This window comes from Cribrihabitans marinus, from assembly GCF_900109035.1.
Taxonomy (GTDB): Bacteria; Pseudomonadota; Alphaproteobacteria; order Rhodobacterales; family Rhodobacteraceae; genus Cribrihabitans; species Cribrihabitans marinus.
In genome coordinates this window covers 159,288-183,195 of the sequence record NZ_FNYD01000003.1, presented here as the reverse complement: position 1 = coordinate 183,195, position 23,908 = coordinate 159,288, and the positions used below count along the sequence as shown (strand labels likewise).

Here is a 23,908-nt window from a genome sequence, read left to right as displayed (position 1 = left end):
ATGGCGATGCAGGCCCATGAAATCGAATCCCTGATCCGGGAGACCTTTCCCGATGCCCGGATCACTATCACCGACCTGGCGGGCGACGGGAACCACTATGCCGCCGAGGTGATCGACGAGAGCTTTCGCGGCAAGAACCGCGTGCAACAGCAACGCGCGGTCTATGCCGCGCTCAAGGGCAAGATGGACGGCTCGGCGGGTGAACTGCACGCGCTGGCGCTGACCACAAAGGCGCCCGAGTGAAGGAGGTTTGATGGAGGCGACGACCCTCGCCGTGCTGATCCTGCTGCCGGCGGTAGGCGTCTTTGCCTATGCCGGCTGGTTTGAATACCGCCGCTGGAAGCAGGAAGGTCCCAAATCCTACGGGTTGACCTATGACCCGGAAACCAACACCACCCATGTGGGCGCGCTCGCCGAAGGCGAGGACGGGTTCGACCCCGAGGAGTTCGAACCCGTCAACGAGCAGCAGGACGACACCGACGCCGTGGCCGAACAGTGCGCTGCGGACACCGAAGACCACGCAGAACAAGGACGAAACGCAGATGACCGACGCAAAGACCCGGATCGACGAAACCGTCAAGGCACATGACGTCGTGCTCTACATGAAGGGCACAAAGGAGATGCCGCAATGCGGGTTCTCCTCGCGCGTGGCCGGCGTGCTGAACTACATGGGCGTCGATTTCGCCGACGTGAACGTGCTGGCCGACGAGGAGATCCGGCAGGGCATCAAGGACTATTCCGACTGGCCCACCATCCCGCAGCTCTACGTGAAGGGCGAGTTCGTCGGCGGTTGCGACATCATCACCGAGATGACGCTCTCGGGCGAACTGGACACGCTGTTTTCCGAAAACGGCGTCACTTTCGACAAGGATGCGGCCGAGAAGATCCGCGAAGCCAACGCCTGAGCGCCGCGCCCCGGCCCCCAGTTCGCGAAATTTGACGATTTGTGGTAAAGTCCCGAGGCCGGTCCGCACAGTGCGGGCCGGTCGCCATTGCGCTTCCAACCTGGAGGTGTCGTGAACGATTACCTTCTGTCCGAAAGGATTCCCAAGAACGGTACGGCTGCGAAGGCGCTGGCAAGTCTCGATTGGCCTGCAACCCTGCACCAGAAGCTGATCGACAAGCCCTATAACAAGGCGTTCAAGGCGCTGGCACCTTCGCCGAAGACGAAGCTGCCCAAGGCCGCGCCGCTCTTCATCCCTCTGCTCCCGCCAGCCGGCCTCAAGGCCGAACGCACCAAGATCGCGCGGCTGTCCAAGGCGCTCAAGGAGGTGTCCGCCAGCCGCAAATTGCTGGTCAAGGTCATCTCGGGCTGGAGCCGGGACCGGTACAAGGACGAAAAGAAAATCGCCGAATTCAAGGCGGCCGCCGCCGACTATCTGCGCCGCGCCGACCGGATCGACACCCAATGCAACGACATCTCACCGGAATGTCGCGGGCGCCAGTTGCAGCGATCGGTCCATCTGCTCGCTCATCGTGACCTGATGAAAAAAGCCCGCGCGCTCGAGAGGAAATGGGCGAAGCTCCCCGTTGACCAGCGCGACCTCGCGCTCAAGGCCATGTATCAGGACCTCACCAAGGCCGGAAAAGAGATAAAGCGCATCGAGACCGAGCTTCGCGCGGCGGAAAAGCTGGTCATGGGCCTGAGCCGGGTCATGCCCTGATCGCCCGGCGACAGGGCGCGAAGCCTCAGTTCCCGGCGGTGCATTCCTCGAACAGGACCGTCTCGGTGGCGGTGTGATCCGCCACCAGGTGGCCGATGATGGCGACGTCGCCCTTGGTATAGAGGCGATAGCTGTCCTGCTCGTCCACCGCCACATAGCGCACGCCCGATCCCGTGGGCGCGGCGCGCAGCGCCACCAGCTTGCCCTCGATCTGCATGACCGCCTGCCCGGGCCCGGTCTCGGTGTTGATGAAGACCACCGGCACTTCGACGCCTCGGTCGCAGGTATATGTCACTTGCACCAACTCGGGTTCCTGCGCCGCGGCCGGGGCCGCGACGGCCAGCATGGCGGCAACGGCGAGGGAAATCGAATGTCTCATCCCTGCACCTTCTCCTCGACCGCGTCGGCCAGAGACTCGGCGCGGGCGGCCAGTTCCGCCAGCGTGTCGGTCACCGATGGCGGCACGACGGCCACCTCGACCCGCTCGGGATCGGGCGGCGGCGCGTTGCGCAGCCGGTTCAGCTCGCCCTCGCGCTCGGCCAGGCGGGTTTCCATGGCGCGCAGCTTGTCCTCGTAGGCGGCGGTCTTGTCGGCCAGCAGCAACCCGGCCATCAGCAGCATCCGCGCCTCGGGCATACGGCCGATCTGGTCCGACAGGACCTGCGCCTCGTCGTCGAGCATCTTGGCGGCGGCGTGCAGGAATTCCTCCTCGCCGGACTGGCACGACACCTCGAAGCCGCGTCCGCCGATCTTGATCGTCACCTCAGGCATTATTCATCCTCTCCTTCTGGAAGGTTGGCCTGCGCCAGCAGCGGTTCGAGCCGGGACAACACCGCCTGCGCCTCGGCAGCGTCGGTGGCGCGCACCGCGCGCAGCGCCTCCAGCTCGGCCTGCAATCCGCTGTCGATCAGGCCGGGATCGGCCAGGCCCGCGGCATTGGCCTCGCGCAGCGCCTCGTTGACCTCGCGCAGCTGCGCGCTGGCCTTGCGCAGGCGCTGCAGGTCCATGTCCAGCCGCGTCATCGCCTCGCCGTGACTCAACCGCTCGGCGCGCAGCATCTCCAACTCGGCGTTCAGGTCCTCCAGCCGCTCGGTATCGGCCAGCCGGGCCCGCGTCGCCTCCAGCTCGTCGCGCAGCGCCCCGGCCTCGGCCTCGCGGGCCTCGGCCCGCGCACACAGGGCCGTGATCTCTTCATGCAGCGGCGCCGGATCCTCGACCGTCTCAAGCTGCGCCTTCAACGTGGCGATCTCGTCGTGCAATGGCGCGGGATCCTCGACCCCGTCCAGCTGTTCGTAAAGCGTCGCGATTTCCTGGCGGAGTTGATCCGCCTCGTCGCCCTCCTGCCGCTCCGCCTCCAGCGCGGCGCGCGCGGCCTCGGCGGCGGCCAGCGCGGCATTGGCCTCGGCCAGCTGCGCCCTCAGATCCCCATCCGCATCCTCGCCACCCGTCTCGGACGGCGCCTCGGTCCGGGCGCGCAGCTCTTCCAGCTCGGCGCGCAACGCCGCCAGCTCTTCGCCATCCGCCTCGCCGCCGCTCTCGCGCAGCCCGGCCAGTTCCTCCTCATGCCGGGACTTGAGCCGCTTGAGCCGCTCCTCCAGCTGGGCGTTGGCCATCTTCTCTTCTTCCAGCGCCTCCAGCAGCGCCGGATCGGGTTCGGCCCCGGCGTCACCGGCCCCGGCATCGGCCTCCGGCGCGGCCCCGGGCCGGGCGGTTCCGAGAACCTCGACCCCCGCGCCAATCCGGTCCATCGCGGCTGAAATCCGGCTCTGGAGTTCCTCGATCTGGCTCATGCGCCTCACCCAATCCTTCGGTTGGTTGTTCTTGCCCGGTCCCGTTCTCCGCCAAGCGTCGCGCGCCGAATCGGGATCGGGTTCCCATAGGCTTAGTCTAGCGAAAGCGGCGGGAAAATACCCCCCTATTGGTTTCAAGCACTTGCCCGCGGCAGTTCACCCGCAAGACGCCGCCGATCCCGGGTTCCGCTTGCACTTTGGGGGGCGGATGGTATTGAGCCTGCGACCCGGCAAGAACCCAAAGGAGCGTGCCCCGTGGACCTGACAGAGCTGCGCAACGCCAACCCCGAACACTGGACCAAGGCCGCCGCGATCCGCGCCCTGACGCTCGACGCGGTCGCCGCCGCGAACTCGGGCCATTCCGGCATGCCGATGGGCATGGCGGACGTGGCCACGGTGCTGTTCGAGAAGCACCTGAAATTCGATGCGGCGCATCCGAACTGGCCCGACCGCGACCGGTTCATCCTGTCCGCGGGGCATGGCTCGATGCTGCTCTACTCGCTGCTTTATCTCACCGGTGACGCGCAGATCACGCTGGACCAGATCCGCAACTTCCGCCAGCTGGGCGCCCGCACCGCCGGCCATCCCGAGAACTTCATGGCCGACGCCATCGAGACCACCACCGGCCCGCTGGGCCAGGGGCTGGCCAACTCCGTGGGCTTCGCCATCGCCGAAGAGGCCCAGCGCGCGCGCTATGGCCGCAAGGTGGTGGATCACCACACCTATGTGATCGCGGGCGACGGCTGCCTGATGGAAGGCGTGAGCCAGGAGGCGATCACGCTGGCCGGCCGGCTGGAACTGGGCAAGCTGATCGTGTTCTGGGACAACAACGACATCACCATCGACGGCCCGCTCGACATCGCCGACCGCACCGACCAGCCCATGCGCTTCAAGTCCGCCGGCTGGCAGGTGATCGAGATCGACGGCCACGACCCGCAGGCCATCGAAGCCGCCATCGCCAAGGCCAAGTCGTCCAAGAAGCCCTCGATGATCGCCTGCAAGACGCATATCGCGCTGGGCCACGCCGCGCAGGACACGTCGAAGGGCCACGGCGCGCTGACCGACGCCGACCAGCTGCGCGCCGCCAAGGACGCCTATGGCTGGGCGCACGGGCCCTTCGAGGTGCCCTCGGAGGTCAAGTCGGCCTGGGAGGCGATCGGCAGCCGCGGCGCGTCCGAACGCCGCGCGTGGGAAGAGCGGTTCGCCCAGCTGTCCGAGCGAAAGCAGACCGAGTTCAACCGCGCCCATGCCTTGGAGCCGCCGAAGAAGCTGGCCGCCACCATCCGCGCGCTGAAAAAGCAGACCGCCGAGACGCAGCCCAAGCTGGCCACCCGCGCGGCCTCGGAAAAGGTGCTGGAGGTCATCAACCCGGTGGTCACCGAGACCATCGGCGGCTCGGCCGACCTGACCGGGTCGAACAACACCAAGACGCCGGACCTGGGCGTGTTCCTTCCCGAGAACCGCAAGGGCCGGTACATCCACTACGGCATCCGCGAGCACGGCATGGCCGCGGCGATGAACGGCATGGCGCTGCATGGCGGCATCCGCCCGTATGGCGGCACGTTCATGGCCTTCACCGACTATGCACGGCCCGCCATGCGGCTGGCGGCGCTGATGAAGGTTCCCTCGGTCTTCGTGATGACCCACGACAGCATCGGCCTGGGCGAGGACGGCCCGACCCACCAGCCGGTCGAGCACCTGGCGATCAGCCGCGCGACGCCCAACACCTATGTCTTCCGTCCCGCCGACATGGTCGAGACCGCCGAGGCCTGGGAGCTTGCGCTGAGCTTCCGCGCCAGCCCCTCGGTCCTGGCGCTGACCCGTCAGGGCGTGCCGACGGTGCGGGGCGATCACAAGACCAAGAATCTGACCGCACAGGGCGGCTATGTGCTGGCCGAGGCCGAGGCCAAGCGCCGCGCGATCCTGATCGCCACCGGGTCCGAAGTGTCGCTGGCGATGGAGGCCAAGGCGCTTCTGGAGGCCGAGGGGATTGGCACCCGCGTCGTCTCTATGCCCTGCATGGAGCTTTTCGCCGAACAGGACGAGACCTATCGCAGGCGCGTCCTGCCCGCCGGCCCGGTGCGCGTCGGCATCGAGGCGGCGGTGCGCGACGGCGGCTGGGACCGGCTGCTTCTGGGCGAGCGCGGGCGCGAGGCCAAGGCCGGGTTCGTCGGCATGACGGGCTTCGGCGCCTCGGCCCCGGCGGGCGAGCTGTTCGAGCATTTCGGCATCACGGCGCAGGCCGCCGCGGAAAGGGTCCGCGACCTGCTGGGCTGATCGCGGCGGAACCGGGGTCTATGCGAGGCTCTGCCTCGCGCTCCGGGATATTTTTGGCAAGAGGAATGAGGGGGCTGTTGCACCCCCTTGGACGGGCCTAGCCGGTGCGCCGCGCGGCTTGCAGACGGGCGACCGCCGGCATCACCAGTTTGGTCGCCAGCGGGATCAGGACGAAGCCCAGGATCAGCCCGAACACCCCGTCCATCGTGGCCTTGGCGATCCACTTGACCGCACCGGTCCAGCCCTCGGACACCGCGTAGCCGGCCGCATTGGCGATGTCGTAGATGTGACGGCCCAGCCAGCCGAAGCCCAGCACCTCGAGCCCGTGGATGATGATCGAGCCGCCGACCCAGAGCATCGCGGCGGTGCCCAACACCGACAGAAGCTTCAAAAGCGCTGGCATCGCCTTGACCAGGCCCCGCCCCAGCGCGCGGCCGGGTCCGGTCCGGCCATGTGTCGCCATGAAGAGCCCGACATCGTCCATCTTCACGATCACCGCCACGGATCCGTAGACCGCCAGTGTGACGCCGATGCCCACCACCGCAAGCGTCGCGGTCTGCATCCAGACATTCGGCGCCTCGATCGCGGCCAGCGCGATGGTCATGATCTCGGCCGACAGGATGAAGTCGGTCTTGATCGCGCCCTTGATCTTCTGTTCCTCCAGGTGGCCGGGATCACGGACATCCATGTCCTTCTTGATCTCGGCGCTGCCATGCGGGAACAGCGCGTGAAAGATCTTTTCCGCGCCCTCGAAACACAGGTAGCAGCCGCCCAGCATGAGTAGCGGCGTGATCATCCATGGCGCGAAATTGGCCAGCAGGATCGCCACCGGCAGCAGCAAAATGACCTTGTTGAAAAGCGAGCCGCGCGCGATCCGCCAGATGATCGGCAACTCGCGCGCCGGCGCAAAGCCCTGCAGGTATTTCGGCGTGACCGCGGCGTCGTCGATGATGACGCCCGCGGTCTTGGCCCCGGCCTTGCCCGCCGCCGCCGCCACGTCGTCGACCGAGGCCGCCGCCACCTTGGCGATCCCCGCAACATCGTCCAGCAAGGCCAGCAATCCGCTCATCCCGCACCCTTTCGCGCTCTCCTGACCTGCCAGCCTAGCGGAATGATCGGTCAGCACAAGCGTTAGCGCAATCACGTCAAGTTTGCGCTAACGCACTCAAAATATTGCGTATTTGCCCTTCCTGAACGCGTTAAGCAAGGCTATACGGCTGCCAGGAAACCACCTGTCGGAGCACGTCATGACCATCAAGGTTGGCATCAACGGATTCGGCCGCATCGGCCGCTGCACCCTGTCCCACATCGCGGCCTCGGGCCGCAACGACATCGAAGTGGTCAAGGTGAATGCGACCGGCCCGATCGAGACCGCCGCCCATCTTCTGAAATATGACAGCGTGCACGGACGGTTCCCCCGCGACATCATCGTCGGCGCCAACACGATGGATCTGGGGCACGGCCCGATGGAGATGTTCTCGACCTACGACCTGAACGCGCTGGACTGGGACGGCTGCGACGTGGTGCTGGAATGCACCGGCAAATTCAACGACGGCGCGAAGGCCCGCGCCCATCTGGAACGCGGTGCCGGCAAGGTGCTGCTGTCGGCGCCGGGCAAGAACGTGGACAAGACCGTGGTCTTCGGCGTCAATGACGAGGAGCTGAGCGCCAACGACCGGATGGTGTCGAACGGATCGTGTACGACGAACTGCCTCGCCCCGCTGGCCAAGGTGCTGGACGAGGCCATCGGCATCGAGTCGGGTATCATGACCACCATTCACGCCTATACCGGCGACCAGCCGACGCTGGACCGCCGCCACAACGACCTGTATCGCGCCCGCGCCGCGGCGATGGCGATGATCCCCACCAGCACGGGCGCGGCCAAGGCACTGGGCGAGGTGCTGCCGGGCCTCAAGGGCAAGCTGGACGGCTCCGCGATCCGGGTGCCGACGCCGAATGTCTCGGCTGTCGACCTGACCTTCCGCGCTGCCCGCGACGTGACCGCCGACGAGGTGAACGCCATCGTCGCCGACGCCGCCCGTGGCCCGATGGGCCGGGTGCTGGGCTATGAACCGGCGCCGCTGGTGTCGATCGACTTCAACCATACCGAGCAGAGCTCGATCTTCGCGCCCGATCAGACCCGGGTGGTCGGCGACCGGATGGTGCGGGTGCTGGCCTGGTATGACAACGAATGGGGCTTTTCCGTGCGCATGGCCGATGTCGCCGTGGCGATGGGCCGCCTGAACTGACCTGCCCCCTTGCGACGCCGCGCCTGCACGGCTACTCCGGTGCGGGCGCATTTCATTTTCGGCAGGACCCCATGACCAATCAGATCGCCCTCTGGCTCGGGATTCTCATTCTCGGCGGGCTGATGCTGGACTTTGCGTTCTTCGGCACCGAGCACCTGCTGTTTCTCACCCGCAAGCTGATGGACCTGATCGACTGGGTCGCCTTCTGGCGCTAGCGGCTCAGGCGTCGGGTATAGTCACGACCACCGACGCGCCCCGGCCCCGGTCGCGGGTATAGCGCATCCGGCCCGGCGCCACTTCGATCACCTCGCAATCCTTTCCGGTCTCTGCCTCCCCGACGCGGGCATTGCGGCAGAAATACCCCTCGTTCCAGGTCCAGACGCCGGACAGGGCCACGCCATGGGCCTGCCCGGAGATCGTGGCGTCGGAGCCTATGACGAAGCGGAGCCCGTCGCCCAGGATCACACGGTCGACCACCGCATCGCAGAAATCCGCGCGGGTGGTGATCCGTCGCCAGCCGCTCAACCGGCCGCGCGCGCCAGGCGGTCCTTCAGGGCCTGCTCGACCCGCGGTGTGACGAAGTTGGACACGTCGCCGCCCAGCCTGGCGATCTCCTTGACCAGTTTCGACGCGATCGCCTGGTGCTCGGCCTCGGCCATCAGGAACACCGTCTCGACGGAATCGTCCAGCGCGCGGTTCATGCCGACCATCTGGAATTCGTATTCGAAATCGGACACCGCGCGCAGACCGCGCACGATGATCTGTGCGCCCACATCATTGGCGCAGTCGATCAGCAGATTCTCGAAGGGATGCGCCACGATCTCGGTCCCGGTCTGCGCCGAGAGCGCCTCGCATTCCGCCTCGATCAGGGCGACGCGCTCTTCCAGCGGGAACAGCGGCCCCTTGTCGCGGTTGATCGCCACGCCGATGACGAGCTTGTCCACCAGCGCCGCAGCCCGGCGGATGATGTCGAGATGGCCATGCGTGATCGGATCGAATGTCCCGGGATACAAACCAATTCGCATCGGGGGTCTCCTGCGCAACGTTTCTGCCGCGCCAGCAAGCACAACGGACGGGTCAGCGCAAGCCCGGCCCGGAGGACGGGTTCAGTGACCCATGATCATGCCCTGCAGGGCATCCTTTTCCATCGCCAGTTCGGAGAGCTGCGCCTTGACCACGTCGCCCAGCGTGACGATGCCGATCAGCTTGCCGTCCTCGATCACCGGCATGTGCCGGAACCGGCCCTCGGTCATCTGCGACATCAGGCTTTCGACCGTGGTCTCGACCGTGCAGGTGACAAGCTCCTTGGTCATGTAGTCGCTGACCGCGCGGGTCAGGCAGTCGGCCCCGCTGGCCGCCAGTTCGCGCACGATGTCGCGCTCGGACAGGATCCCCAGCGCGGTCTCGCCATCGTCGGAGACGACCACCGTGCCGATCCGTTTCTCGGCCAGGATCTTGGCCGCTTCGGCCACGCTGGCCTTGGCCGGAACCGTGACAACGCCGCTGCCGGCCTTGGACTTGAGAATGGACTGGACAAGCATATGCGATACCCCGGCGATCTTTTCCTTCGGTCATCAAAAGGTTGCCGCAATGGCCTGCCCTGTCAAGACGCCGGGGCGCTCTGTTCCTCCAGATGGGCGACTTCGTCACGGATGCCGCGGCTCAGCGTCTCGGCAAAGCGGTTCAGGCGTTCGCTGCGCCGGTCGCCCTGGTGGCGCACCAGATAGAAGCTGCGGGTCAGGCTGATCTGGTCGGCCAGCACCTTGCGCAGGCGCCCGTTGAAGGCCAGCGTGAAGTCATGCGCGATGCACAGAGCGGTGTCATGCGCCACCAGCCGCAGCTGCACCGCAACCGAGTTCGACGCCAGCGCCACCCGCTCGATGCCGAGGTCGCTGAGATAGTCCAGTTCGCGGTCGAACACCATGTCGGGGATATAGCCGATGATCCGGTGATCGACGAGATCCTCGACCGAGGTGATCGGCGGATTGCGGCGCAGATACCGGCGCGAGGCGACCAGGTGCAGCTTGTAGTCGGTGATCTTCTGCACCAGCAGCTGCCCGGCGGTCGGCGGGCTGACGGTGATCGCCATGTCCGCCTCGCGCCGGCTGAGGTTGATGATCCGCGGAAGCGCCAGGATCTGGATGTCCAGGTCGGGGTGATCGCGCCCGATCCGGGCGCAGACCTGCGGCAGGATGAAATTGGCGCAGCCGTCCGGCGCACCGATGCGGATCTGCCCGCTCAGCCGGTCGGCCGGGCCGGTCAGCGATTCCGCGGCGCCGCGCATCGCCTCCTCGGCCTGTTCGGCATGGGCCAGCAGCCGCTCGCCGGCGGCGGTCATGGTGTAGCCCTGGGGTGACTTGACGAAGAGCGGAGCTTCGAAGGCGCCCTCCAGCCGGGCGATGCGGCGGCCGACCGTGGCCGGGTCCAGCTTGAGCACCCGTCCGGCCCCGGACAGGCTTTCCTCGCGGGCCACGGCCAGAAAGACCTTCATGTCGTCCCAGTGCGGATCCATGCCCAATCCTAGGCCCTTCCCTGCGAAAATGCAAAACGCCTTTGAGATGTTGCCTCTGTTCAGGGGATTTGTGCAAGCCTATCCTGTTCGCAAATTCCCGATGGAGGACCAGTCATGCAAGAGCTAACCCACTATCTCGGCGGGGCGCACGTCAACGGCACGTCCGGCCGGTTCGCCGATGTGTTCAACCCCGCCACCGGCGAGGTCCAGGCCAAGGTGCCGCTGGCATCCTCTGAGGAGATCGACAAGGCCGTCGAGATCGCCGCCACCGCGCAGCCGGCCTGGGGCGCCACCAACCCGCAGCGCCGGGCGCGGGTTCTGATGAAATTCGTTGACTTGCTGAACCGCGACATGGACAAGCTGGCCGAGGCGCTGAGCCGCGAGCACGGCAAGACCCTGCCCGACGCCAAGGGCGATGTGCAACGCGGTCTGGAAGTGGTGGAATATTGCATCGGCGCGCCGCAGATGCTGAAGGGCGAGTTCACCGACAGCGCCGGCCCCGGCATCGACATGTATTCGATGCGCCAGCCGCTGGGCGTCTGCGCCGGAATCACCCCGTTCAACTTTCCCGCCATGATCCCGATGTGGATGTTCGCCCCCGCCATCGCCTGCGGCAACGCCTTCATCCTCAAGCCGTCCGAGCGCGACCCCTCGGTGCCGCTCATGCTGGCGGAGCTGATGGAAGAGGCCGGGCTGCCCAAGGGCATCCTGCAGGTGGTGAACGGCGACAAGGCGGCCGTGGACGCGATCCTGCACCACCCGGTGATCCAGTCGATCGGCTTCGTGGGCTCCACCCCGATCGCCGAATACATCTATGGCACCGGCTGCGCCAACGGCAAGCGCGTGCAGTGTTTCGGCGGCGCCAAGAACCACATGATCGTGATGCCCGACGCCGACATGGACCAGGCCGCCGATGCGCTGATCGGCGCGGGTTACGGGGCTGCGGGCGAGCGTTGCATGGCGATCTCGGTCGCGGTTCCGGTGGGCGACGAGACCGCCGACCGGCTGATCGACAAGCTGGTGCCGCGCATCGAAAAGCTGAAGGTCGGCCCCTACACCGCCGGCGACGACGTGGATTATGGCCCCGTTGTCACCGCCGCGGCCAAGGCCAATATCGAACGGCTGGTGCAGTCCGGGGTCGATCAGGGCGCCAAGCTGGTGGTCGACGGCCGCGGCTTCTCGCTGCAGGGCTACGAGGACGGCTTCTTTGTCGGCCCGCACCTGTTCGACCACGTGACGCCCGAGATGGACATCTACAAGAAGGAGATCTTTGGCCCGGTCCTGAGCACCGTGCGCGCGCAGACCTACGAGGACGCGCTGAGCCTGGCGATGGACCACGAATACGGCAACGGCACCGCGATCTTCACCCGCGACGGCGACGCGGCGCGCGATTTCGCCAACCGGATCAACATCGGCATGGTGGGCATCAACGTGCCGATCCCGGTGCCGCTGGCCTATCACACCTTCGGCGGCTGGAAGAAGTCGGCCTTCGGCGATCTCAACCAGCACGGACCCGACGCGTTCAAGTTCTACACGCGCACCAAGACGATCACCTCGCGCTGGCCGTCGGGCATCAAGGAAGGCGGCGAATTCAACTTCAAGGCCATGGACTGAGCCTCCGGCCCGGCCCCGGCACGACACACGGGGCCGCGACCGGCGGAACTCCGCCGGCACCATCACGGATTTTTCACACACGGGCGCTGGCAAATCCGGCGCCCGCAGCGTATCTTTACGGCCAAACGTTCAATGTCCGGAGGTTCACGTGACCAGATCCAGATTGACCCGGCGCGGCGCCCTCCTGGGGGCAGCGGCCACGCTCGCCTCACCGGCGCTGCTGCGCGCGCAGACCAGTGACGCCTTCCCGCAGAGCGAACCGGCGATCCGCGACCAGTTGCCGGTGCGCCGCAACATCTCGTCGTTCCGCAAGCGCAACTGGCAGGACCATTTCGACAGTCTGGGCGTCGGATGCCTTCTGGCCGATATCGACAGCCGCGCAGTGCATTATTGGGGCGGCGACGGCGTGACCTACCGCCTCTATCCCTCGTCAGTGCCGATGACCGAGGAGCTGACGCGCCGCGGCTACTCGCGGATCGTGCGCAAGGCCGAGAACCCCAGCTGGACCCCCACCGCCAACATGCGCAAGCGCGACCCCACGCTGCCCAGGCGTGTCGAAGGCGGTCGTCCCGACAACCCTCTGGGGACCCGCGCGATGTATCTGGCCTGGCCGGCCTATCTGGTGCATGGCACCCACGACACGCGCAAGATCGGCCGGCAAAGCTCGTCGGGCTGCATCGGTCTCTACAACCAGCATGTAGAGGAACTTTATCCGATGGTGCAGATCGGCACCAAGGTGCTGCTTCTCTGACCGGCGCCGCTCAGGTCTTGCGCATCCAGAAGGATTGCGCCCGGCCCTGCCCCAGGAATGGCAGGGCCTCGACCGCATCCGGCCGCTCCATCTGCAGGTAGTAGCCGGGCCACAGGATCTCGAAGCCGCCCGATTGCAGCAGTGCGTGAAGCAGGTATTGCTCGCCCCAGCCGGGACAGTCGTAGAAGAACCGCTTGGGGTATTCGTAGGGCAGGAACACGTCATGCACGTGGATCACCACCCCCGGCGCCAGCGCCGGGATGATGCTGCAGAAGAGATGCGCCACGTCGTTGCCGATCCGGACCTGGTGGCTGGAATCGATGAACAGGATGTCGCCGTCGCCCAGCGACGCGAACCGCGCCGGATCCACCTCCTCCAGCCGTGACTGCTCGAACCGGTCGACCACGTCGGCGATGTCGGCGCGGGGATACGGGTCGATGGCGGTGACGCGCGTCGATAGCCCGCCATCGATCACCGCCTGCCGCGTCACCCGTGTCGAGTGGCCGCAGCCGACCTCGATCACCTGGGCGGGCGCGAACCGGCGCACCATCAGATACAGCGCGTCGGCATCCGGCGCGTCGAAATACCCGTTGCCCATGCGGAACCCTGCGCCCTTGTGGCCGGGGTCGCGCAGCGCCTGCAGCGCCTCGGCATGTTCGCCATAGCCTTCGACCAGCGGCGCGATGTCGAACCCCTCCATCCCCGGCGACAGCGCATAGGCCGGCCCCTTGAGCCCGCCGCGCCGCTCGAAGGCCTGCAGCCGCGCGGTCTCGTCGATCTCGTCCTTGCGGTCGATCAGTTTCACGTCGAGCGGATCGAGCAGCGCGTTGATCCGGGGAAATTTGCGCGTCTTGGGCTTCATCCGCATCTCCTGCTGGCTGCGCCTGCGCTGCTTAGCCGCCTTTTCCACCGGTTCCAAGTCCATGCGCACGGCGAAATTTTCTTGGCAGCGCGGTGCCGAAGCTGTTTTCTGGGGCAAATCGCAAGCGGAGGGCCCGATGCAGACAGACTTCACCATCGGCATCGAAGAGGAATACCTGCTGGTCGACCGCGACTCGCTGGAACTGGCGGTGGCGCCCGAGGCCCTGATGACCGCGTGCCAGGCGGATTTCGAAGGCCAGGTCAGCCCCGAATTCCTGCAATGCCAGATCGAGGTCGGCACCCGCGTCCACGGCACCGTGTCCAGCGCGCGCGAAGATCTCAGGCGGCTGCGGGCCTGCGTCTCGGAACGCGCCGCCGAGCACAACCTGGCCCCCATCGCGGTCTCGTGCCACCCGTCGGCCAACTGGCGCGACCAGCATCACACGCACAAGGAACGCTATGACGCGCTGCATCACGCGCTGGGCGGCGTGGCCCGCCGGATGCTGATCTGCGGAATGCATGTGCATGTGGGGATCGAGGACGACGCCCTGCGCGCCGACCTGATGCCACAGCTCAGCTATTTCCTGCCGCACATGCTGGCTCTTTCGACCTCCTCGCCGTTCTGGAAGGGCGAGGACACGCGGCTCAGCTCCTACCGGCTGACCGTGTTCGACAACCTGCCTCGGACCGGCCTGCCTCCCAGCTTTGCCAGCTGGGCGGAATACGAGCGCACCACCGGCGCGCTGATCGACATGGGCGTGATCGAGGACAGCACCAAGATCTGGTGGGACCTGCGCCCCTCGCACCGCTTCCCGACGCTGGAGACGCGGATCATGGACGTCTCGCCGCGGATGGAGCACACCCTGGCGCTGGCCGCGCTGAACCAGGCCATCGTGCGGATGCTGTGCCGGCTCAAGGCGCGCAACCTGCGCTGGCGCAACTACGACCGCTTCCTGATTGCCGAGAACCGCTGGCGCGCACAGCGCTACGGGGTTGGCGAGGGCCTGATCGATTTCGGCGACCGCTCGATCAAGCCGATGAGCGTGCTGATGGATGAGCTGATGGGCATTCTGGCCGAGGACGCCGAGGCGCTGGGCAGCCTGAACGAGCTGGCCTCGCTGCGGCGCATCGCCGAGAACGGCACCTCGGCCACGCGGCAACGCCGGGTCCATGCCGAGGCGCTGTCCAAGGGCGAGGATCCGGGCCGCGCCGTGGTCCAGCACCTGATCGACGAGTTTCACGAGGACCTGTAGGCGCCCATGCAATTCCGCAAAGCGCCTTTGCGGCAATGATGACTTGATCGCGCAATTCGTCAAAGCTATAAATAAACAACTGTTCAATTACTCGAACCCGTCGAGCGAGGAGGCGCGCATGGATTTCGCACTGACCGAGGAACAGACCGCCATTTTTGACATGGCCCATGCCTTTGGGCAGGAGCAGATCGCCCCCTTCGCCCGCCAGTGGGAGGCCGAGGGAACCATCCCCAAGGGCCTGTGGCCGCGCGTGGGCGAGCTGGGTTTCGGCGGGCTCTACGTGTCCGAGGATTCGGGCGGCTCGGGGCTCAGCCGGCTGGACGCCACGCTGGTCTTCGAGGCGCTGTCGATGGCCTGCCCGTCCGTCGCGGCGTTCCTGTCGATCCACAACATGTGCGCCAAGATGCTGGACACCTTTGCCAGCGACGAGATGAAGGCGCGGATCATGCCCGACATCCTGTCGCTCGACACCGTGCTCAGCTATTGCCTGACCGAACCCGGCTCGGGCTCGGACGCCGCCGCGCTCAAGACCCGCGCGGAACGCAGCAACGAGGGCTATACGCTCAACGGCACCAAGGCCTTCATCTCGGGAGGCGGTTATTCGGATGCCTATGTGGTGATGGTGCGCACCGGCGAGGACGGGCCACGCGGCATCTCGACCGTCTATGTCGAGGACGGCACCAAGGGCCTCAGCTTCGGCGCGCTCGAGGACAAGATGGGATGGCGCAGCCAGCCCACCGCGCAGGTGCAGTTCGACGATTGCAGGATCCCCGCCGAAAACCTGGTGGGCGAAGAGGGCAAGGGCTTCAGATACGCCATGGCCGGGCTGGATGGCGGACGGCTCAACATCGCCTCCTGCTCGCTGGGCGCGGCCCAGACCGCGCTGAACCTGACGCTGGATTACATGGGCGAGCGCAAGGCCTTCGGCCAGAGCATCGACCAGTTCCAGGGGCTGCAATTCCGCCTGGCCGACATGGAGATAGAGCTTCAGGCCGCGCGCACCTTCCTGCGCCAGGCGGCGTGGAAGCTGGACCAGGGCGCCCCGGACGCCACCAAGTTCTGCGCCATGGCCAAGAAATTCGTGACCGAGACCGGCTCCAAGGTCGTCGACCAATGCCTGCAACTGCATGGCGGCTATGGCTACCTGGCCGATTACGGAATCGAGAAGCTTGTGCGCGACCTGCGCGTGCACCAGATCCTGGAAGGCACCAACGAGATCATGCGGGTGATCACCGCCCGCCACATGCTTGCCAACCGCTGAGGAGGCCATGAGCAACATCGACATCCGCGTCACCGGCCGCGCCGGCCGGATCACCCTGACCCGCCCCAGGGCGCTGAACGCGCTCAGCTACGAGATGTGCCTGGCCGTGGATACCGCCCTGCGCAACTGGCGCGAGGATGATGAGATCGCGCTGGTGATCCTGGATGCCGAGGGCGACAAGGCGTTCTGTGCCGGCGGCGACATCGCCGAGCTCTACGAAACCGGCACGCAGGGCGATTTCGCCTATGCCCAACGGTTCTGGCGCGACGAATACCGGATGAACGCGCGGATCTTCGAATACCCCAAGCCGGTGATCAGCCTGATGCAGGGCTTCACCATGGGCGGCGGCGTCGGGCTGGGCTGCCACGGCACCCACCGCGTCGTCTGCGAGGGCTCGCAGATCGCGATGCCGGAATGCGGCATCGGGCTGGTGCCGGATGTGGGCGGATCGCTGCTGTTGGCGCTGGCGCCGGGGCGGCTGGGCGAATACCTCGGGATCACCGGCACGCGCATGGGGCCGGATGACGCGATTTGCGCGGGCTTTGCCGACCATTGCATCCCGCGCGCGGATTGGGCCGACCTGATCGAACTGCTCGAGGCATCGGGCGACCCCGCGCATGTCGAGCGCCACGCGCAACCCGCGCCGCGCGGGCCGTTGCGGGATCGCAGCGAAGACATCGACCGGTATTTCGGCGGCGAGACCCTGACCGATATCCGCAACGATCTGCGCGCCGGGAGTGGCGACCTGGTTACGGAGGCACTGAAGGTCGTCGAACGGAACTGCCCGATTTCAATGGCTTGCACGATAGAGATGATCCACCGCCTGCGTGGCCCCTCGCTGACCATCCGCAAGGCGCTGGAGATGGAATACCGCTTTACCCACCGTGCGATGGAACATGGCGACCTGCTCGAAGGGATCCGGGCGCAGATCATCGACAAGGACCGCAATCCCAAGTGGCAGTTCGCCGACGGTGACGTGCCCGCGGTGGCGGTGTCCAAGATGCTGCAGCCGCTGGGCGAACACACGCTGACATTCGAGGAGGACTGAGACATGAAGATCGGGTTCATTGGCCTGGGCAACATGGGCGCGCCGATGGCCGCCAATCTGGTCAAGGCCGGGCATGAGGTCACCGGGTTCGACACTGCCGGCGTCACCGTCGAGGACGTCACCCCCGCCGCCAGTGGCCCCGAGGCGGCCAAGGGCGCCGAGGTGGTCATCACGATGCTGCCCAACGGCGCGATCCTGCGGCTGGTTGCCGCCGAGGTGATCCCCGCCATGGCCAAGGGCGCGACGCTGGTCGATTGCTCGACCGTCGATGTGGACAGCGCGAAATCCGTCGCGCAGGATACTGAAAAGGCAGGGATTCTCTTTGTGGACGCCCCCGTCTCGGGCGGCATCGGCGGGGCCGCCGGGGGCACGCTGACCTTCATGGCGGGCGGGTCCGATGTGGCATTTGCCAAGGCCGAGCCGCTCTTCGACATTATGGGCCAGAAGGCGGTGCATTGCGGCGAGGCGGGCGCCGGACAGGCGGCAAAGATCTGCAACAACATGATCCTCGGCGTTACCATGATCGCCACCTGCGAGGCCTTTGCGCTGGCCGACAAGCTGGGGCTGGACCGGCAGAAGATGTTCGACGTGGTCAGCACCTCGTCGGGCTACAGCTGGACGATGAACGCCTATTGCCCCGCCCCCGGCATCGGCCCGCAAAGCCCGGCCGACAACGACTACAAGCCGGGTTTCGCCGCCGACCTGATGCTCAAGGACCTGCGCCTGTCGCAACAAGCCGCCGAAAGCGCCGATGCCGACACGCCGATGGGTGCGCTGGCGCAGGCGCTTTACGCCCGTTTCGTCGAGGAGGAGGACGGCGCCGGCCGCGATTTCTCGGCGATGCTGCCCAGGTTCGAAAAACGCGGGCGCGGCTGATCGGCAAGGTCTCGCGCAATCTCGGGCGCCCTCTTGGCAGGGCCGTCCAAACGGCCCATCTGATCTGGAAACAGCCACGCAACCCGGAGCCGACATGATCAGACCCATCGCCGCACTCGCGCTTGTCCTGGGTGCCGCGGCCCTGCCCGCCACATCGACCGCCGCTCCGAAAGGCTGCCCGCCGGGCCTGGCCAAGAAGAACAACGGCTGTCTGCCACCGGGACAGGCCAAGAAGATCTATGGCATCGGCGACAGGATCAATGACGACTACATCGTCATCCGGTCACCGGGCCGCTATGGCCTGAACCCCGGCCAGACCTATTATCGCGTCGGCGACCATGTCTATCGTGTCGACCGCGAAACGCGCGAGGTTCTGGACCTGATCGGCGCTGTCGTGAACGTCCTGAACTAGGCCGAACGGGCGGCGCGCTGGCGCGCCAACCCGGCCCGCGCATCGGAACTGTGGCGTAGTTCATATACATCCGCCAACGGAATCGGGATGATCTGTTCGCGCTCCGGCGGATAGGGCTGTCCGAGACCGTGTCGATTCCCGCCGCCGGCCCTGCGCGCGGAACGATGCGGAGGACCCGACGCCATGCCCACGGTCGAAATCAACGGTCAGCTTGTCACGCTGACGGATGGCGAGGCGCGCAACCTTGTGCGCCGGCTGATCCGTCAGACCCGGTTGCATGTCTGGAATTCGCCGAAATTCCGGTTCGAGCAGCATTACCAGAACTGGTCCTACCACAATCGCGGTCACGCGGTGAACCTGTTCCTCTGGGTCGTCGAAACCGTGGGCAGCGCGACCTTGCCCGCCGCAAGCCGGGCCAACCGGCTGAATTCGCAGAAACAGCGCCTTGAACGGATGCTGAACCCCAGCGGCATCCTCAACTTCTACAACCAGTTCGCCCGCTGGCAGCGCGACGCGGCGCGGTTCGCGCGCGACATGAACACCTATATGGACCGCGTGCGCAGCGGCACGACCTCGACCGTCCGGGTCCTGGAGATCACACGCGACGGGTCGTTCCTGACGCTGCAGGCCTGTGCCGCGCTGCTGTCGGGCGGCGCCACTGCCGGGGCCAGCGCCGCGGTGGCAGGTGGCACCGGGGCCGGCACCGCGCTGATCCAGGCGGCGGCGTCGAGCTTCATCATCAACGAGATGGAGAACAGCGCGACCCGCCTGGGCCGGGCGATGGCCGGCGAGACCGTGACGGTGGACGAGACCGTTGAGGACGTGGTGAACAACGCGCTGGACTCGGTCGCCGACGGCATGCTGGGCGCAATCGTCGGCAAGTTCATGGGGCCGCTGTCGGACGAGATCACCGACGCCGCCGAACGCCAGATCCGCCGCGGCAACCTGTTGGGCGGCGTGTCCGGGCAATTGACCGCCGACCAGATCAACGGCGCGGTTCAGGACTCCATCGATCAGTTCATCGGCCGCCGGCCCTCGGATGTGCGGGCCATGCTGCGCGAGATCCAGAGCGCCCGCAACAAGCGCGCCGCGGCACAGGCGGCCCGCGAAAGGCTGATGCGCAACCGGGCCTTCCGGCAGGTGCTCGAGCGCAACCTCCAGGCCCGTGCGCGCCGGGGCGGCTGATTACTCCGCCGCCACCTTGCGCGCCGCGAGCATCGGCTTGAGATAGCGGCCGGTATGGCTGCGTCCCTCGTCGGCCACCTGCTCCGGCGTGCCCTCGGCCACGATCTCGCCGCCGCCATCGCCGCCCTCGGGGCCGATGTCGATGATGTGGTCGGCGGTCTTGATGACATCGAGATTGTGTTCGATCACGATGACCGTATTGCCCTGCTCGACCAGTTCGTGCAGCACCTCGAGCAGTTTCTTGACGTCCTCGAAATGCAGCCCCGTGGTCGGCTCGTCGAGGATGTAGAGCGTGCGCCCGGTCGAGCGTTTGGAAAGCTCCTTGGACAGCTTCACTCGCTGCGCCTCGCCGCCCGAGAGCGTCGTGGCCTGCTGGCCGACCTTGATATAGCCTAGGCCCACACGGGCCAGCGCGTCCATCTTGTCGCGGATCGACGGCACCGCCTTGAAGAATTCCTGCGCGTCTTCCACAGTCATATCAAGCACATCAGCGATGCTCTTGCCCTTGAATTTGATCTCCAATGTCTCGCGGTTGTAACGCGCGCCCTTGCAGGTCTCGCAGGTGACATAGACATCGGGCAGAAAGTGCATCTCGATCTTGATGACGCCGTCGCCCTGGCAGGCCTCGCAGCGCCCGCCCTTGACGTTGAAGCTGAACCGGCCCGGCTTGTAGCCGCGCGCCTTGGCCTCGGGCAGACCGGCGAACCAGTCGCGGATCGGCGTGAAGGCGCCGGTGTAAGTCGCTGGATTCGAACGCGGAGTCCGGCCGATCGGGCGCTGGTCGATATCGATCACCTTGTCGAGATGCTCCAGCCCCTTGATGGTCTCGCAGGGCGCGGGCGTCTGGCGCGCGCCGTTCAGCCGCATCGAGGCGGTCTTGAACAGCGTCTCGATGGTCAGCGTGGACTTGCCCCCGCCCGAGACACCGGTGACGCAGACGAACTTGCCCAGCGGGAAGGCGGCGGTGACCTCCTTGAGGTTGTTGCCGGTGGCCTTGACCACGGTCACCTTCTTCCTGTTGCCCTTGCGCCGGCTGGCGGGGATCGCGATCTCGCGGCTGCCCGACAGGTATTGCCCGGTGATCGAGGCCGCGTCGGCGGCGATCTGGTCGGGGGTTCCGTGGCTGACCACCTGCCCGCCATGCACGCCCGCGCCGGGGCCGATATCGAACACGTAATCGGCCTCGCGGATCGCCTCTTCGTCATGTTCGACCACGATCACCGTGTTGCCCTGGTCGCGCAGGTTCTTGAGCGTGCCGAGCAGGCGGTCGTTGTCGCGCTGGTGCAGCCCGATGCTGGGCTCGTCCAGCACGTAGAGCACGCCGGTCAGACCGCTGCCGATCTGGCTGGCCAGGCGGATGCGCTGGCTTTCGCCGCCCGACAGGGTGCCGCTTGAACGGCTCAGCGTAAGGTATTCCAACCCCACGTTATTCAGGAAGCCAAGCCGCTCGCGGATCTCCTTGAGGATGGCCCGCGCGATCTCGTTCTTCTGGGCGCTCAGATGCTCGGGCACCTCCCGCGTCCAGTCGAACGCCTCCTTGATCGACATCTGCACCACATGGCCCACATGCAACAGCTTGTCCGGCCCGCCGTCAGCGGGACCGATCTTGACCGCCAGCGCCTCGGGACGCAGACGATAGCCGCCGCAGCTGCCGCAGGGCCGATTGTTCTGGTAGCGCTCGAACTCCTCGCGGATCCAGCTCGAGTCGGTCTCGCGATAGCGCCGCTCCATGTTGGGGATCACGCCTTCGAAGCTGCGCGTGACCTGGTAGACGCGGCCGCCCTCGTCATAGCGGAACGGGATTTCCTCGTCGCCCGAGCCATGCAGGAAGACCTGCTGCACATGGGCCGGCAGGTCCTTCCAGGGCGTGCTCTTGTCGAACTCGTAATGCCGCGCGATGGCTTCGATGGTTTGCAGGAAATAGGGCGACTTGCCCTTGCGCCAGGGCGCCAGCGCCCCGTCATAGAGGCGCAGCGACTGGTCCGGCACCACCAGGCGTTCGTCGAAGAACAGCTCGACCCCAAGCCCGTCGCAATCCGGGCAGGCGCCGAACGGCGCGTTGAAGGAGAACAGCCGCGGCTCGATCTCGGGGATGGTGAAGCCCGAGACCGGACAGGCGAAGTTCTCGGAGAATGTGATGCGTTCCGGCTCGCCCTCTTTCGGTGCGGTCTCCAGCACGGCGATGCCGTCGGCCAGGTCCAGCGCGGTGCGCAGGCTGTCGGCCAGCCGCGTCTCCATCCCCTCGCGCACCACGATCCGGTCCACCACCACGTCGATGTCGTGGCGGAACTTCTTGTCCAGCTCCGGCGGCTCGTCCAGCTCGTGGAACTGCCCATCCACCTTGACCCGCTGAAAGCCCTGCTTGCGCAGCTCCAGGAATTCCTTGCGGTATTCGCCCTTGCGGTCGCGCACGATGGGCGCCAGCAGGTAGCCGCGCGTGCCCTCCTCCAGCGCCATGATCCGGTCGACCATGTCCTGCACCTGCTGCGCCTCGATGGGCTTGCCGGTGGCCGGGCTGTAGGGCGTGCCGGCGCGGGCATAGAGCAGCCGCATGTAATCGTAGATCTCGGTCACCGTGCCGACGGTCGAGCGCGGGTTCTTGCTGGTGGTCTTCTGCTCGATGGAAATCGCCGGGCTGAGACCGCTGATATGGTCCACATCCGGCTTTTCCATCATGTCGAGGAACTGGCGGGCATAGGCGCTGAGGCTTTCGACATAGCGGCGCTGACCCTCGGCATAGATCGTGTCGAAGGCAAGGCTGGACTTGCCGGACCCCGAAAGCCCGGTGATCACCACCAGCCGGTCGCGGGGAATGTCCACGTCGATGCTCTTGAGGTTGTGCTCGCGCGCGCCGCGCACCTCGATATGTTTCAGCTCAGCCATTCGTGCCCCTCATGTCCGGTTAACACATAGTGAACCGCGCCCGAGTCTCCAACTAAAAAAAGAGAACGTTACCGGAACATCACACGACCCGGCGCAGGCCCGCCAAGCCGCGATGCACCGCCAGCCCCGCCAGCAGCAACAGCGCCATCAGCGCGATCATCCCGGCATAGCCCGCCACCGAGGTCGCGGCCAGCAAAAGCGGCGTGCCCAGCGTGTTGCCCAGGTTGCCGGCCTGCGCCAGCGCGCCGTTGGCCTGCGCCCGGGTCGCGGCGGTGGCGTTGAGCTGCGGCACCGCGGCAAAGGTCGCCCCCTGCACCAGCCCCAGCGCCGCGGCCAGGCCCAGGCTGGCCGCCGGCCCGCCCGGGCTGAGCCAGAGCCAGGCCGCCGCCAGCGTGCCGAGACCGAAGCCGATCTCGACCACGGTCACGGCCGGCATGTGACGCAACAGCCAGACGCCAAAGGTCAGCGACACCACGATGCTGACCAGCGGCATCGCCCCCGCCACCAGCGCCCGCAGGCCCGGGTCCACATGCGCCGGCAGCAGCGTGAGCGCCGCCAGGAAACAGCAGGTGTAGAACAGCCAGCCCGCCGCGGGCGCGCCGATGTGCGGCGAGCGGTAGATCTCCCGATGCACCGCCGGCAGGTCGCGCAGGCGCGGCATCGGCTGGCGCACCGGCGCGGGGACGCGGGCCAGCGCCGGCCTGAGCAGCACCGCCAGCAGGGCCATCAGAGCGGCATGGGCGGCAAACAGCGCGGTCACCCCGAACCGTTCGACCAGCGGGATGCCCAGCCAGGCCAGCAGCGCGAAGGCCACGCTGAAGAAGGTGGACCACAGCGTCAGGGTCGCGCCCCGGTCGCGCTCGGCGCTGATCTGGGCGATCAAGGTCGGCGCCGCGACCACCAGTCCCAGATGCGACAAGCCCTCGATCCCGCGGGTCGCCAGAAACAGGGCGAAGGGCAGGCCCAGCGCCTGCAGCGCCGACATGGCGGCACCGATCCACAGCGCGGCCAGCAGCATCCGGCGATATCCCATCGCGGCCACGAAGGCGCCCGCCACCGCGCCCAGCAGGATCCCAAGGACACCGACCATCGACACGGTGAAGCCCAGCCAGGCGCCGGCCTGCGGGTAGAACGCGCCGATCCGGTCGAAGATCACGCTGATCTTGCCGTATTGCGCCGCCGCCGCCAGGCCGGCAACCCAGATCAGCAGCACGAGTGCCCAGCGGGTGCGCTCGGGCATCATGCGCCGCGCCCCGGCACCCGGGTGCGGGG

Annotated in this window: 26 protein-coding genes; 15 read left to right on the top strand and 11 right to left on the bottom strand. The window is 66.7% G+C overall.

The window, feature by feature from the left end; all coding sequences use genetic code 11:
- From BMX57_RS05895 to BMX57_RS05880, 4 genes are all read left to right on the top strand, one after another.
- Complete coding sequence (locus tag BMX57_RS05895) at positions 1-243, top strand: BolA/IbaG family iron-sulfur metabolism protein (protein WP_092363565.1); 243 nt, start codon at positions 1-3, stop codon at positions 241-243.
- A gap of 10 nt (positions 244-253) precedes the next feature.
- Complete coding sequence (locus BMX57_RS20620) at positions 254-589, top strand: hypothetical protein (RefSeq protein ID WP_177175399.1); 336 nt, start codon at positions 254-256, stop codon at positions 587-589.
- Complete coding sequence (grxD, locus tag BMX57_RS05885; RefSeq protein ID WP_092363563.1) at positions 543-905, top strand: Grx4 family monothiol glutaredoxin; 363 nt, start codon at positions 543-545, stop codon at positions 903-905. The genes BMX57_RS20620 and grxD overlap by 47 nt, the downstream gene beginning before the upstream one ends.
- Before the next feature lie 111 nt (positions 906-1,016).
- Positions 1,017-1,664 carry a hypothetical protein gene (locus tag BMX57_RS05880; RefSeq protein WP_092363560.1) on the top strand — a complete coding sequence of 216 codons (648 nt, stop codon included), beginning with the start codon at positions 1,017-1,019 and terminating at the stop codon, positions 1,662-1,664.
- A 25-nt stretch (positions 1,665-1,689) separates the two neighbouring features.
- Here the strand turns inward: BMX57_RS05880 and BMX57_RS05875 are convergent, their stop codons facing one another.
- The 3 genes from BMX57_RS05875 to BMX57_RS05865 are packed head-to-tail and all read right to left on the bottom strand — an operon-like array spanning position 1,690 to position 3,454.
- A complete protein-coding gene (locus BMX57_RS05875; protein WP_092363557.1) occupies positions 1,690-2,043 on the bottom strand; it encodes an MliC family protein in 354 nt (117 codons plus the stop codon).
- The gene (locus tag BMX57_RS05870) at positions 2,040-2,435 is read right to left on the bottom strand and encodes a cell division protein ZapA (RefSeq protein ID WP_092363555.1); all 396 of its coding nucleotides are present in this window, start codon (positions 2,433-2,435) and stop codon (positions 2,040-2,042) included. The genes BMX57_RS05875 and BMX57_RS05870 overlap by 4 nt, the downstream gene beginning before the upstream one ends.
- Positions 2,435-3,454, bottom strand: a complete 1,020-nt coding sequence (locus tag BMX57_RS05865; RefSeq protein ID WP_092363552.1) for a coiled-coil domain-containing protein — start codon at positions 3,452-3,454, stop codon at positions 2,435-2,437. The genes BMX57_RS05870 and BMX57_RS05865 overlap by 1 nt, the downstream gene beginning before the upstream one ends.
- Positions 3,455-3,709: 255 nt before the next feature.
- On the opposite strand from BMX57_RS05865, the gene tkt reads away from it, so the two are divergent.
- Positions 3,710-5,731 carry a transketolase gene (gene tkt / locus BMX57_RS05860; RefSeq protein WP_092363549.1) on the top strand — a complete coding sequence of 674 codons (2,022 nt, stop codon included), beginning with the start codon at positions 3,710-3,712 and terminating at the stop codon, positions 5,729-5,731.
- A gap of 97 nt (positions 5,732-5,828) precedes the next feature.
- Here tkt and BMX57_RS05855 read toward each other — a convergent pair whose 3' ends face one another.
- The gene (locus tag BMX57_RS05855; protein ID WP_092363546.1) at positions 5,829-6,800 is read right to left on the bottom strand and encodes a DUF808 domain-containing protein; all 972 of its coding nucleotides are present in this window, start codon (positions 6,798-6,800) and stop codon (positions 5,829-5,831) included.
- Between the two features lie 178 nt (positions 6,801-6,978).
- Here BMX57_RS05855 and gap point away from each other — a divergent pair, with 178 nt between their 5' ends.
- Both gap and BMX57_RS20615 read left to right on the top strand, forming a co-directional pair.
- Positions 6,979-7,980 carry a type I glyceraldehyde-3-phosphate dehydrogenase gene (gene gap / locus BMX57_RS05850; protein WP_092363543.1) on the top strand — a complete coding sequence of 334 codons (1,002 nt, stop codon included), beginning with the start codon at positions 6,979-6,981 and terminating at the stop codon, positions 7,978-7,980.
- Between the two features lie 71 nt (positions 7,981-8,051).
- Entirely contained in the window at positions 8,052-8,195 is a 144-nt protein-coding gene (locus BMX57_RS20615) for a hypothetical protein (protein WP_177175398.1), read from the top strand.
- 4 nt (positions 8,196-8,199) lie between these two features.
- Here BMX57_RS20615 and BMX57_RS05845 read toward each other — a convergent pair whose 3' ends face one another.
- From BMX57_RS05845 to BMX57_RS05830, 4 genes are all read right to left on the bottom strand, one after another.
- On the bottom strand, positions 8,200-8,505 hold the full coding sequence (locus tag BMX57_RS05845) for a hypothetical protein (protein ID WP_092363540.1): 306 nt from the start codon (positions 8,503-8,505) through the stop codon (positions 8,200-8,202).
- On the bottom strand, positions 8,502-9,005 hold the full coding sequence (gene coaD / locus BMX57_RS05840; RefSeq protein WP_092363537.1) for a pantetheine-phosphate adenylyltransferase: 504 nt from the start codon (positions 9,003-9,005) through the stop codon (positions 8,502-8,504). Before coaD ends, BMX57_RS05845 begins: the two co-directional genes overlap by 4 nt.
- Positions 9,006-9,086: 81 nt before the next feature.
- Positions 9,087-9,521 (bottom strand): CBS domain-containing protein, encoded by a 435-nt coding sequence (locus tag BMX57_RS05835; RefSeq protein ID WP_092363534.1) that lies wholly within the window; start codon positions 9,519-9,521, stop codon positions 9,087-9,089.
- 62 nt (positions 9,522-9,583) lie between these two features.
- Complete coding sequence (locus tag BMX57_RS05830; RefSeq protein WP_092363531.1) at positions 9,584-10,492, bottom strand: LysR family transcriptional regulator; 909 nt, start codon at positions 10,490-10,492, stop codon at positions 9,584-9,586.
- Between the two features lie 114 nt (positions 10,493-10,606).
- Between BMX57_RS05830 and BMX57_RS05825 the strand changes: the two genes are divergently transcribed.
- Positions 10,607-12,106: a CoA-acylating methylmalonate-semialdehyde dehydrogenase gene (locus BMX57_RS05825; RefSeq protein ID WP_092363529.1), complete on the top strand. Its 1,500-nt coding sequence runs from the start codon at positions 10,607-10,609 to the stop codon at positions 12,104-12,106.
- Between the two features lie 148 nt (positions 12,107-12,254).
- Complete coding sequence (locus tag BMX57_RS05820; protein ID WP_092363526.1) at positions 12,255-12,857, top strand: L,D-transpeptidase; 603 nt, start codon at positions 12,255-12,257, stop codon at positions 12,855-12,857.
- A 10-nt stretch (positions 12,858-12,867) separates the two neighbouring features.
- Here BMX57_RS05820 and BMX57_RS05815 read toward each other — a convergent pair whose 3' ends face one another.
- On the bottom strand, positions 12,868-13,719 hold the full coding sequence (locus BMX57_RS05815) for a class I SAM-dependent methyltransferase (RefSeq protein ID WP_092364334.1): 852 nt from the start codon (positions 13,717-13,719) through the stop codon (positions 12,868-12,870).
- 136 nt (positions 13,720-13,855) lie between these two features.
- Between BMX57_RS05815 and BMX57_RS05810 the strand changes: the two genes are divergently transcribed.
- From BMX57_RS05810 to BMX57_RS05785, 6 genes are all read left to right on the top strand, one after another.
- Positions 13,856-14,971, top strand: coding sequence for a carboxylate-amine ligase (locus BMX57_RS05810; protein ID WP_092363523.1), 1,116 nt, complete (start codon positions 13,856-13,858; stop codon positions 14,969-14,971).
- Between the two features lie 118 nt (positions 14,972-15,089).
- Positions 15,090-16,232 carry an acyl-CoA dehydrogenase family protein gene (locus tag BMX57_RS05805; RefSeq protein WP_092363520.1) on the top strand — a complete coding sequence of 381 codons (1,143 nt, stop codon included), beginning with the start codon at positions 15,090-15,092 and terminating at the stop codon, positions 16,230-16,232.
- 7 nt (positions 16,233-16,239) lie between these two features.
- Positions 16,240-17,280 (top strand): enoyl-CoA hydratase/isomerase family protein, encoded by a 1,041-nt coding sequence (locus BMX57_RS05800; RefSeq protein ID WP_092363517.1) that lies wholly within the window; start codon positions 16,240-16,242, stop codon positions 17,278-17,280.
- 3 nt (positions 17,281-17,283) lie between these two features.
- Positions 17,284-18,156 (top strand): 3-hydroxyisobutyrate dehydrogenase, encoded by an 873-nt coding sequence (gene mmsB / locus BMX57_RS05795; protein ID WP_092363514.1) that lies wholly within the window; start codon positions 17,284-17,286, stop codon positions 18,154-18,156.
- Between the two features lie 94 nt (positions 18,157-18,250).
- Complete coding sequence (locus BMX57_RS05790; protein ID WP_177175397.1) at positions 18,251-18,568, top strand: excinuclease ABC subunit A; 318 nt, start codon at positions 18,251-18,253, stop codon at positions 18,566-18,568.
- 183 nt (positions 18,569-18,751) lie between these two features.
- Entirely contained in the window at positions 18,752-19,753 is a 1,002-nt protein-coding gene (locus BMX57_RS05785) for a hypothetical protein (protein ID WP_092363511.1), read from the top strand.
- On the opposite strand, the gene uvrA is transcribed toward BMX57_RS05785, so the two are convergent.
- Positions 19,754-22,636: an excinuclease ABC subunit UvrA gene (gene uvrA, locus BMX57_RS05780; protein ID WP_092363508.1), complete on the bottom strand. Its 2,883-nt coding sequence runs from the start codon at positions 22,634-22,636 to the stop codon at positions 19,754-19,756.
- A gap of 79 nt (positions 22,637-22,715) precedes the next feature.
- Positions 22,716-23,879 carry an MFS transporter gene (locus BMX57_RS05775; RefSeq protein ID WP_092363505.1) on the bottom strand — a complete coding sequence of 388 codons (1,164 nt, stop codon included), beginning with the start codon at positions 23,877-23,879 and terminating at the stop codon, positions 22,716-22,718.
- Positions 23,880-23,908: the final 29 nt, after the last annotated feature.